The 8,982-nt window shown below is 62.6% G+C and carries 9 protein-coding genes; 5 read left to right on the top strand and 4 right to left on the bottom strand.

What is annotated here, in order from left to right:
- Nucleotides 1-97: 97 nt before the first annotated feature.
- The gene (locus tag HU720_RS23350; RefSeq protein ID WP_186523419.1) at nucleotides 98-850 is read right to left on the bottom strand and encodes a class III extradiol ring-cleavage dioxygenase; all 753 of its coding nucleotides are present in this window, start codon (nucleotides 848-850) and stop codon (nucleotides 98-100) included.
- 101 nt (nucleotides 851-951) lie between these two features.
- Here HU720_RS23350 and HU720_RS23345 point away from each other — a divergent pair, with 101 nt between their 5' ends.
- Nucleotides 952-1,599 carry a thiopurine S-methyltransferase gene (locus tag HU720_RS23345; RefSeq protein WP_186523417.1) on the top strand — a complete coding sequence of 216 codons (648 nt, stop codon included), beginning with the start codon at nucleotides 952-954 and terminating at the stop codon, nucleotides 1,597-1,599.
- 46 nt (nucleotides 1,600-1,645) lie between these two features.
- Here HU720_RS23345 and htpX read toward each other — a convergent pair whose 3' ends face one another.
- A complete protein-coding gene (htpX, locus tag HU720_RS23340; RefSeq protein WP_186523409.1) occupies nucleotides 1,646-2,533 on the bottom strand; it encodes a protease HtpX in 888 nt (295 codons plus the stop codon).
- A 236-nt stretch (nucleotides 2,534-2,769) separates the two neighbouring features.
- Nucleotides 2,770-3,981, bottom strand: a complete 1,212-nt coding sequence (locus HU720_RS23335; protein WP_186523407.1) for a pyridoxal phosphate-dependent aminotransferase — start codon at nucleotides 3,979-3,981, stop codon at nucleotides 2,770-2,772.
- Between the two features lie 166 nt (nucleotides 3,982-4,147).
- Between HU720_RS23335 and msrB the strand changes: the two genes are divergently transcribed.
- Complete coding sequence (gene msrB, locus HU720_RS23330) at nucleotides 4,148-4,543, top strand: peptide-methionine (R)-S-oxide reductase MsrB (protein ID WP_186523404.1); 396 nt, start codon at nucleotides 4,148-4,150, stop codon at nucleotides 4,541-4,543.
- Between the two features lie 14 nt (nucleotides 4,544-4,557).
- Nucleotides 4,558-5,046 (top strand): glutathione peroxidase, encoded by a 489-nt coding sequence (locus HU720_RS23325; protein WP_186523402.1) that lies wholly within the window; start codon nucleotides 4,558-4,560, stop codon nucleotides 5,044-5,046.
- Here the strand turns inward: HU720_RS23325 and HU720_RS23320 are convergent.
- Nucleotides 5,036-7,390: an ATP-binding protein gene (locus HU720_RS23320; protein ID WP_186523400.1), complete on the bottom strand. Its 2,355-nt coding sequence runs from the start codon at nucleotides 7,388-7,390 to the stop codon at nucleotides 5,036-5,038. The genes HU720_RS23325 and HU720_RS23320 overlap by 11 nt on opposite strands.
- Nucleotides 7,391-7,441: 51 nt before the next feature.
- On the opposite strand from HU720_RS23320, the gene HU720_RS23315 reads away from it, so the two are divergent.
- A complete protein-coding gene (locus HU720_RS23315) occupies nucleotides 7,442-8,329 on the top strand; it encodes an ATP-binding protein (RefSeq protein ID WP_186523399.1) in 888 nt (295 codons plus the stop codon).
- Nucleotides 8,330-8,812: a GAF domain-containing protein gene (locus HU720_RS23310; protein ID WP_186523398.1), complete on the top strand. Its 483-nt coding sequence runs from the start codon at nucleotides 8,330-8,332 to the stop codon at nucleotides 8,810-8,812.
- The last annotated feature ends 170 nt before the right edge of the window (nucleotides 8,813-8,982 follow it).

Genomic DNA, 8,982 nt, shown 5'->3' with positions numbered 1-8,982 from the left:
AGGGGCTGCTGCGCAGCCCAACGCGGGACAAGCCCGCTCGCCACAAGGGAGCTCGCCACAAGGAGATATGTCTGGCGATAGCCTGCGATGGCGTCCTTCAGTCGAACCGGTAGATGTCCATCCCCAACGCCCCCAGGGTGAAGCCCTGGTGGACGATGCTGAACCGCTCTCCCGCCCCCAGGGCAAAAAACAGCGGCAGCAAGTGCTCATCGCTCGGGTGACTGCGCACCGCAAACGGCGCCTGCTGGCGGTATTCCAGCAGCGCCTGGCGGTCATCGGCTTGCAGCTTTTCCACCACCCAATCGCGAAACGCCAGTGCCCACGGCTCGATGGTGTCGGGCCCTGCGTGCCAGTCCAGTTCGCCCAGGTTGTGGGTGATACTGCCCGAGCCGATCAACAGAATGCCTTCGCCGCGCAAGGCGGCCAGCGCAGCACCCACCTTTAACTGCAGTGCGGGGCCCGCTTGGCTGGGCAGCGACACCTGAATGACCGGGATTTCAGCCTGCGGGTACATCAGCGACAGCGGCACCCAGCTACCGTGGTCGAACGGGCGCTGGGCGTCGAGCTTGGCCCCGAGCAGGTCGGCGACGCGTTGCGCCAGCGCAGGCGCTCCTGGCGCTGGGTATTGCACCGCGTAAAGCGCCTGTGGGAAACCGCCGAAATCGTGCCAGGTAGCCGGTTGTGGGTTGCTCATCACTAGCAGGTCGCGGCTTTCCCAATGCGCCGACACCAGCACGACCGCCTTGGGCCGGGGCAGGGCGTTGGCCAGCTCGGCCAGTGCCGGCCCGCTGGCGCCGGGCTGCAAGGCGAGCATGGGCGATCCGTGGGAAATGAACAGGCTTGGCAGCATTGTAGGGGTCCTGAAGGTAAGATGCAGTCATCTTCGATCAGGCGATGATCGAGTTCCAATATAAGTTTTTACGGCTATTTATCGAAAAACCTGGAGAAATCATGGAGTCGACGTTCTGGCACAAGCGATGGGCGGACAATCAGATCGGTTTTCACCAGCCCCAGGTCAACCCTTATCTGCAAACCCATTGGCCCACCTTGGGCCTGGAACCCGCTGCCCGTGTTCTGGTGCCGCTGTGTGGCAAGAGCCTGGATCTGCTCTGGCTGGCGGGCCAGGGCCATCGGGTGCTGGGTGTGGAGCTATCGGCCCAGGCGGTGAAGAGTTTGTTCAGCGAAAATGGGCTTGCGCCTGAAGTGACCCGCCAAGGTGCATTCGAGGTGTGGCGCAGTGGTGAGCTTGAGGTGTGGTGCGGGGATATTTTTGCGCTGCGTGCGAAGGATGTGGCCGGCTGCACTGCACTTTACGACCGCGCTGCGCTGATCGCGCTGCCATTGGCAATGCGCCAGCGCTATATGGCGTTGCTTGATGAGCTGCTGCCTGCCTGTAAAGGCTTGCTGGTGACGCTGGACTACGATCAGTCGCTGCTCGACGGCCCGCCATTTGCCGTGGCAGATGATGAAGTGCGCAGCGGCTTTGCACAGTGGCAGGTGCAGGAGGTTGAAGCGCAGCAGATTATCGACACAAGCCCGAAGTACCAGAAGGCGGGCGTCGGCAGCTTGATCGAGCGAGCCTACCTGCTGCAACGCTGAGCCTGTGCAGGAGCGGCACGAGGCCGCTCCTGCAGGGGCGTTGCAATCAACCGCGACGACGCAGTGCGTCGATGCGCTCTTCCAGCGGCGGGTGGCTCATCAGCAGGCCGGCCAGGCCCTGCTTCAGGCCGCCATTGATACCGAAGGCCTTCAGGGTGTCTGGCATATGGACCGGCAAGCCCTGTTCCGAGCGCAGGCGCTGCAAGGCGCCGATCATCGCGCCCGTGCCGGCCAGCTGTGCACCGGCTTCGTCGGCGCGGAACTCGCGGCGGCGCGAGAACCACATGACGATGATGCTGGCCAGAATGCCAAGCACAAGTTCCGCGACGATGGTGGCGACGAAGTAGGCGATACCGTGGCCGTTTTCGTTCTTGAAGATAACCCGGTCGACGAAGTTGCCGATGATGCGGGCAAAGAACATCACGAATGTGTTCACCACGCCCTGCACCAGCGCCATGGTGACCATGTCGCCGTTGGCCACGTGGCCGATCTCGTGGGCCAGCACCGCCCGCACTTCATCGGGCGAAAACCGCTCGAGCAAACCTTGCGATACCGCTACCAAGGCATCGTTGCGGTTCCAGCCGGTGGCGAAGGCGTTGGCCTCGTAGGCCGGGAAAATACCCACCTCGGGCATCTTGATGCCGGCTTCGCGGGATAGCTGCTCGACGGTCTGCAGCAGCCATTGCTCATGGCGGGTGCGTGGCTGGGTAATGATCTGCGTACCGGTGCTCATCTTCGCCATCCACTTGGAGATGAACAGCGAGACCAGGGAACCGGCGAAACCGAACACGGCGCAGAACACCAGCAGCTTGCCAAGGTCGAGGTTGACCCCGTTGGCAGCCATGAACCCGTTGAAACCGAACAGGCTCAGGGTAATGCTTGCAACCAGCACCACCGCAAGGTTGGTGGCTAGAAACAGCAGAATGCGCATCATGGTTTTGACGATCTCCTGACGGATGAAATTGTTGCTTGCTGCGGGGGTATATAAGGGGGAGGTGCCGCCGATTCAATCGGGGGACTATTTCAAACTGTGTACGCGAGGAGTATGGCAGAGGATGCTGAAGCGGCTGTGGGATAGAGCGTTGCAGGATGTAAGAATAACCCCGGCTATCGCAGGCTGCCGCCCGTTTGCACAACATCGGCAGCGGCAGCTTGCGATAACGGCAACCGTTACTGCGAGTATGTGCGCAGGAAGTTGCCGATGCGGCCGATGGCCTGCTCCAGGTCGTCTACACGCGGCAGGGTGACCACGCGGAAGTGGTCTGGCCACGGCCAGTTGAACGCGGTGCCCTGAACAATCAGCAGCTTCTCGGACAGTAACAGGTCAAGGGCGAACTTCTCGTCGTTGAAGATCGGGCAGACCTTGGGGTCGATCCGCGGGAACGCATACAGCGCGCCCATCGGCTTGACGCAACTGACGCCCGGGATGTCGTTGAGCAGCTCGTAGGTGCGGTTGCGCTGCTCCAGCAGGCGCCCTGGCGGCAGTACCAGGTCGTTGATGCTCTGGTAGCCGCCCAGCGCGGTCTGGATGGCGTGTTGGGCCGGCACGTTGGCGCACAGGCGCATGTTGGCCAGCATGTCGATGCCCTCGATATAGCTTTGCGCGTTGTGCTTGGGCCCGGAGATGATCAGCCAGCCGGAACGGAAGCCCGCCACGCGGTACGACTTGGACAGCCCGTTGAAGGTCAGGCACAGCAGGTCGGGGGCCAGGGAGGCGGTGCTGATGTGCACGGCTTCGTCGTAGAGAATCTTGTCGTAGATCTCGTCGGAGAACACTACCAGGTTGTGCTGGCGGGCCAGCTCGAGCATGCCCAGCAGCAGCTCGGTGGAGTACACAGCGCCCGTCGGGTTGTTCGGGTTGATGATCACCAGGGCCTTGGTGTTCGGGGTGATCTTGGCCTTGATGTCGTCGAGGTCGGGGAACCAGTCGGCCTGCTCGTCGCACAGGTAGTGCACCGGCTTGCCGCCAGCCAGGCTCACCGCGGCGGTCCACAGCGGGTAGTCAGGCGCCGGGATCAGCACCTCGTCACCGTTGTTGAGCAGCGCCTGCATCGACATCACGATCAGCTCGGAGACGCCGTTGCCCAAGTAGATGTCCTCGATGCCGACGCCTTCGATCTGCTTCTGCTGGCAGTACTGCATCACCGCCTTGCGCGCACTGAACAGGCCTTTGGAGTCGCTGTAGCCTTGGGCGGTGGGCAGGTTGCGGATGACGTCCTGGAGGATTTCGTCCGGCGCCTCGAAACCAAACGGTGCCGGGTTGCCGATGTTCAGCTTGAGGATGCGATGGCCTTCCTCTTCCAGGCGTTTGGCGTGCTTGAGCACTGGGCCGCGAATGTCGTAGCAGACATTGGCGAGCTTGTTCGATTTGCTGAACTGCATGATGAGATCCCGATTGAGAATACGCGGCGCGCCGCCGTCTAAAGGTTTGAAAGGGCGGGGCGCGGATGCCAGACTTGGCCCCTTGCGCACGAAGCCAACTAATATACGTGCCACCCGCGCCAGGGAAAAGCCGGCGCGAGGTGAAATTCAGCCTGCCGAGGTGCTTATGCAAAAGATCGACAAGACACTGGACGAGTGGCGCGCCATGCTCGACCCCGAGCAATACCAGGTGTGCCGCCTGAAGGGCACCGAACGGCCGTTCAGTGGCAAGTACAACAGCGAGCGCCGCGACGGCGTGTATCACTGCATCTGCTGCGACCTTGCGTTGTTCGACGCCCACACCAAGTTCGACTCCGGCTGCGGCTGGCCAAGCTTCTACGCGCCGCTTGATGAAAGCGCGATGATCGAGATCCGCGATACCTCCCACGGCATGATCCGCACCGAAGTCACCTGCGCGCAGTGCGACGCGCACCTGGGCCATGTGTTCCCCGATGGCCCGCCGCCGACTGGCTTGCGCTACTGCATCAACTCGGTGTGCCTGGATTTCAAACCCCGCGACTAATCTGGAGAGCGCCCATGGCCGATGCACTGCTGGACACCCCCTGCATTACCCTTGGCGGGGAGCACAAGACCCTCGCCGACTTTACTGGCAAGGCGCTGCTGGTGGTCAATACCGCCAGCCAGTGCGGTTTTACCCCGCAGTACCAAGGCCTGGAAGGGCTGTGGCAGCAGTATCAGGGCCGGGGCCTGGTGGTGCTGGGCTTCCCCTGCAATCAGTTCGGCAAGCAGGAGCCGGGTGATGCGCGGGAAATCGCGCAGTTCTGCGAGCTCAACTTCGGTGTGACCTTTCCACTGTTTCGCAAGGTCGAGGTCAATGGCCCGGCCACTCATCCGCTGTTCGCCGAACTCAAGCGCCGGGCCCCAGGCGTGCTGGGCACGCAGAAGATCAAGTGGAACTTCACCAAGTTCCTCTTCGACCCGGCCACCGGCAAGGTCACCCGCTATGCGCCAGCGACCAAGCCGCAGGCACTCAAGGCCGATATCGAACGCCTGCTCAGCCGCTGATCGGCACCCAGTGCTCGATCAGCGCCAGTAGCTCTTCGCGCCGAAACGGCTTGGCCAGATAGTCGTTCATGCCGGCGGCGCGGCATCGCTCACGCTCCTCGGGCATGGCGTTGGCGGTCAGGGCGACGATGGGCAGGTCGGGCCAGCGGCCGCCCTGGCGGATGCGCCGGCTGGCTTCATAGCCATCCATCACCGGCATGTTGCAGTCCATCAGCACCATGTCGAAGCACTCGCGCTCCAGGCACTCCAAGGCTTCTGCGCCTTGGGCGGCGATCTGCACCTGGCAGCCCAGTTTGATCAGCATGCCTTTGGCTACCATCTGGTTCACTGGGTTGTCCTCGACCAGCAAAATGCGCGCGCGCAGTGGCTGCTCGCCGGGGGCTGGGCTCGGCAAGGCCAAGCTCGGCTCGCCCAGCAGCGTGCGGCGCAGGGTCTGGTACAGGGCGTTGCGGGCCAATGGCCGGGCCAGTTGATACAGCGGCGCCAGTTGCGCTGTCTGCTCGCTTGGCAGAAAACTGCCATAGGCGGTGGCCAGCAGGATCGGCGCGGCGATGGCTGGGCGCAGTTGCAGCACCTGCTCCAGGTCATCGGTTATCAGCAGGTCAGGGGCTGCGCCGATGATGTCGGCGGCGCTGTCGAAATGTGCATGCTCAAGCCCCCAGCGGGGCAGCAGCGTCTGCAGCAGTTCGGTCAGGCCGCTTGTGCTGTTGCCCAGCGAAATCACGCGCCCGACCAATGGCGCAGGTGCAATTGCCTCGGTGTGTGGCGGCAGCGGCAGGTCGGCGCTGAAGCAGCTGCCGAAGCCGCTTCGCGACTGGATGTGCAGGTGACCCTGCATGGCCTTGCACAGGTTGCGCGTCAGCGCCAGGCCCAGCCCGGTGCCGCCGAACTGGCGGGTGATGCCGGCCCCAGCCTGGGTGAAAGGCTGGAAGATCCGCGCTTGCGCGTCCTCGGGGATGCCGATGCCAGTGTCGCTGACTTCGATGCGTACCCCGCCGACGATGCTGTGCAGGCGGATGTCCACCCGGCCGAAGCGGGTGAACTTGAGCGCATTGGACAGCAGGTTGCTGACAATTTGGCGCACCCGCGTGGGGTCGCCGAGCACGCTGCTGGGGAAGTCGGCATCAATCAGGCAGGTCAGCTCCACGCTGGCGGCAGCGTTCTGCGACAGCAGGTTGGCGGTGTCCTCCACCATCGCCCCGAGGTCAAAGGGGATGCGTTCGAGTTCAAGCTGGCCGGCGTCGAACTTGGACAGGTCGAGAATATCGTTGAGCAACTCGACCAGCACCTTGCCCGAATCGTGGGCAATCGCCAGCTGCTGGCGCTGCTCGGCGGCCAGCGGGCCGTCCACGGCCAGGGCGATCATGCCCAGCATGCCATTGAGTGGGGTGCGGATCTCGTGGCTCATGTTGGCCAGAAACGCTGCGCGCGCATGGGCCATGTCCAGGGCGCGCTGGCGGGCATCTTCGAGTTCCTGGTTGGACTGGCTCAGGCGGTGGTTGATGGCTTTGAGCTCGTCGGTGCGCGCCGAGACGATGTCTTCGAGTTCATTCAGGTACTGGGTCAGCCGGTTTTCTGCATTGCGCCGCTGCTGGATCTCGGTGGCCATGCTGACAAATTGCTGGTTGGCGACTTTGACCAGCACGCCGATCTCGTCGTTCTCGTGGCCGCTCGGGCACTCGACGCGGGTTTGCCTAGGTACGCGTGCATCGCCACCACTGAGGGCGCCGATGACCGTCACCAAGGGCTTGGTCAGCATCAGGTAGAACAGCCCAAGCAGGATGCCGGTGAGCACCAGGCTGCGGGCAAAACCGTTGAACAGGGTGATGCCGGCGCGGTCGAGAAAACGCCCGCCGAAGGCATAGGTGTCGACGTCCAGGTACAGCGTGCCGAGGTACTCGCCAGGCAGGTGCGCCAGGTACAGGCGGTCCTGGAACTGGCGCTGCTCACCGAACAGAAAGTCAGACAGCGGCCGGTAGCGGCTTTCCAGGCGCGGGCGCTGGACATCGGCCAGCACGGTGTCGTTGTTGTCGATCAGCCGGGCGCGGATCAGCGCCGGTGACTTGAGCAGGCCGCCGGTGAGCTCTTGGGCAAGTTCGGTGTCGATGTTGTAGGCAATGCGCGAGGCGGTGTCGTGGCTGATCTTCAGCAGCGTGCGAATTTCACGGTTGATGGACGCGTCTTCGCTGGCATAATCGATGCCGATCTGGATAAGGCTGAGCAATGTTCCCAGGATGAAGCCGACCAGGACTGTCAATCGGGCTTGCTTGTATGACAGACGATTGGTGAACTTTATATCCATGGGCCCCAAGCCAGTGGTTTGCTCCGTGCGCTGCGCAAGCATAGCCGATCAGCCCCCGCTACTGGCGTAAAGCTGTTCACTTCAGGAGCCTCAATGGAACCCCGCCTCATCGCTTTTCTCGACCGCGCCGAATCGGTACTGGCGCGCCTGGAACCTTTGCTGCCTGCGCCACGCCCGCACATCGACTGGTCGCAAACCCTTGCCGCCCGTTGGCAGCGTGATGGCCGCAGCGGTTACCTGCTGCCGCTTGAGGTCAGCCTGGACATGCGCTTGTCCGACCTGATCGGCGTCGACAAACAGTGCGAACAGCTCGGCCGCAATACCCACCAGTTCATCAACGGCCTGCCGGCCAACCACGCGCTGCTGTGGGGCTCGCGTGGTACCGGCAAATCGTCGTTGGTGCGTGCCTTGCTGGCCGAGCACGCAGGCGCCGGCTTGCGCCTGATCGAAATCGAGCGCGATCACCTGGCCGACCTGCCGCGGGTGGTCGAGCAACTGCAAAAATTGCCGCAGCGCTTCATTCTGTTTTGCGACGACTTGTCGTTCGAAGCCGGGGAGGGCGACTACCGCGTGCTCAAGAGCGTGCTCGATGGCTCGCTTGAACAGGCGCCTGATAACGTGCTGCTGTACGCCACCTCCAACCGCCGCCACCTGGTGCCCGAAAAGCAGAGCGACAACGAAAACTGGAAGATGGTCGACGGCGAGCTGCACCCCAATGAAGCGGTAGAAGACAAGATTGCCTTGTCCGACCGGTTTGGCCTGTGGCTGTCGTTCTACCCGTTCAGCCAAGAACACTTCCTGAATGTGGTCGAGCACTGGATCGGCCAGTTGGCGCGCCCGGCCGGGCTTGCCTGGGAACGTACCGAAGCACTCGAAATACTCGCCGTGCGCTGGGCTACCGGGCGCGGCAACCGTAATGGCCGCTGTGCCTATCAGTTCGCCCGCTACTGGGTCGGGCTGCAATTGCTGGAGCAGAAATAAATGATCGACCTCAACGCCAGTGGTAAAGGCCTCGATGGCTACGACCTGCTGGCTGCGCAAGTGCAGGCATTGTTCGCCGATGAGCGCGACTTCATTGCCAATGCCGCGCAGTTTTCAGCTTTTTTGTATAACCAGGTCGACGACCTGAATTGGGCGGGTTTCTACCTGAACCGCAACGAACAGTTAGTGCTGGGCCCATTCCAGGGGCAGGTGGCTTGTGTGCGTATTCCGTTCGGCAGGGGCGTATGCGGGGCGGCGGCGGCCACGCGGGTGACCCAGCGGGTTGAAGATGTGCATGCTTTCCCGGGGCATATCGCCTGTGACAGTGCGTCGAACAGCGAGCTGGTGATCCCGCTGCTGAAGGACGGCCGCTTGATCGGCGTACTTGACTTGGACAGCCCCAAGGTCGGCCGCTTCAGTGAAGCGGACCAGACAGGGCTGGAGCGTTTGGCGGCGGTCTTTCTGGAATTGACCGACTGCTGAAATGAAGAAGGGGCCGGATAACGGCCCCTTACTTGTATTGCGTTGCCTGCTCTGTGGGAGGCTCTATGGTTTTGTGCAAACCTGTTATGGCCTCATCGCAGGCTGTCGCCAGCTCTCATAGAACAAACGCTAACTGACTGATTTACATCGAAACGTGGGAGCGGGCTTGC

The organism is Pseudomonas sp. SWRI51 (assembly GCF_014268825.1).
Taxonomy (GTDB): domain Bacteria; phylum Pseudomonadota; class Gammaproteobacteria; order Pseudomonadales; family Pseudomonadaceae; genus Aquipseudomonas; species Aquipseudomonas farsensis.
Note: the sequence above shows the minus strand (reverse complement) of the source record. Positions and strands in the feature narration are given on the sequence as shown.

Coding starts and splice junctions, on each gene's coding strand:
- msrB (WP_186523404.1), top strand. CDS start 4,148: ATGCAAAAGATCGACAAGACACTGGACGAGTGGCGCGCCATGCTCGAC.
- HU720_RS23310 (WP_186523398.1), top strand. CDS start 8,330: ATGATCGACCTCAACGCCAGTGGTAAAGGCCTCGATGGCTACGACCTG.
- HU720_RS23345 (WP_186523417.1), top strand. CDS start 952: ATGGAGTCGACGTTCTGGCACAAGCGATGGGCGGACAATCAGATCGGT.
- HU720_RS23315 (WP_186523399.1), top strand. CDS start 7,442: ATGGAACCCCGCCTCATCGCTTTTCTCGACCGCGCCGAATCGGTACTG.
- HU720_RS23350 (WP_186523419.1), bottom strand. CDS start 850: ATGCTGCCAAGCCTGTTCATTTCCCACGGATCGCCCATGCTCGCCTTG.
- HU720_RS23325 (WP_186523402.1), top strand. CDS start 4,558: ATGGCCGATGCACTGCTGGACACCCCCTGCATTACCCTTGGCGGGGAG.
- HU720_RS23335 (WP_186523407.1), bottom strand. CDS start 3,981: ATGCAGTTCAGCAAATCGAACAAGCTCGCCAATGTCTGCTACGACATT.
- HU720_RS23320 (WP_186523400.1), bottom strand. CDS start 7,390: ATGCTTGCGCAGCGCACGGAGCAAACCACTGGCTTGGGGCCCATGGAT.
- htpX (WP_186523409.1), bottom strand. CDS start 2,533: ATGATGCGCATTCTGCTGTTTCTAGCCACCAACCTTGCGGTGGTGCTG.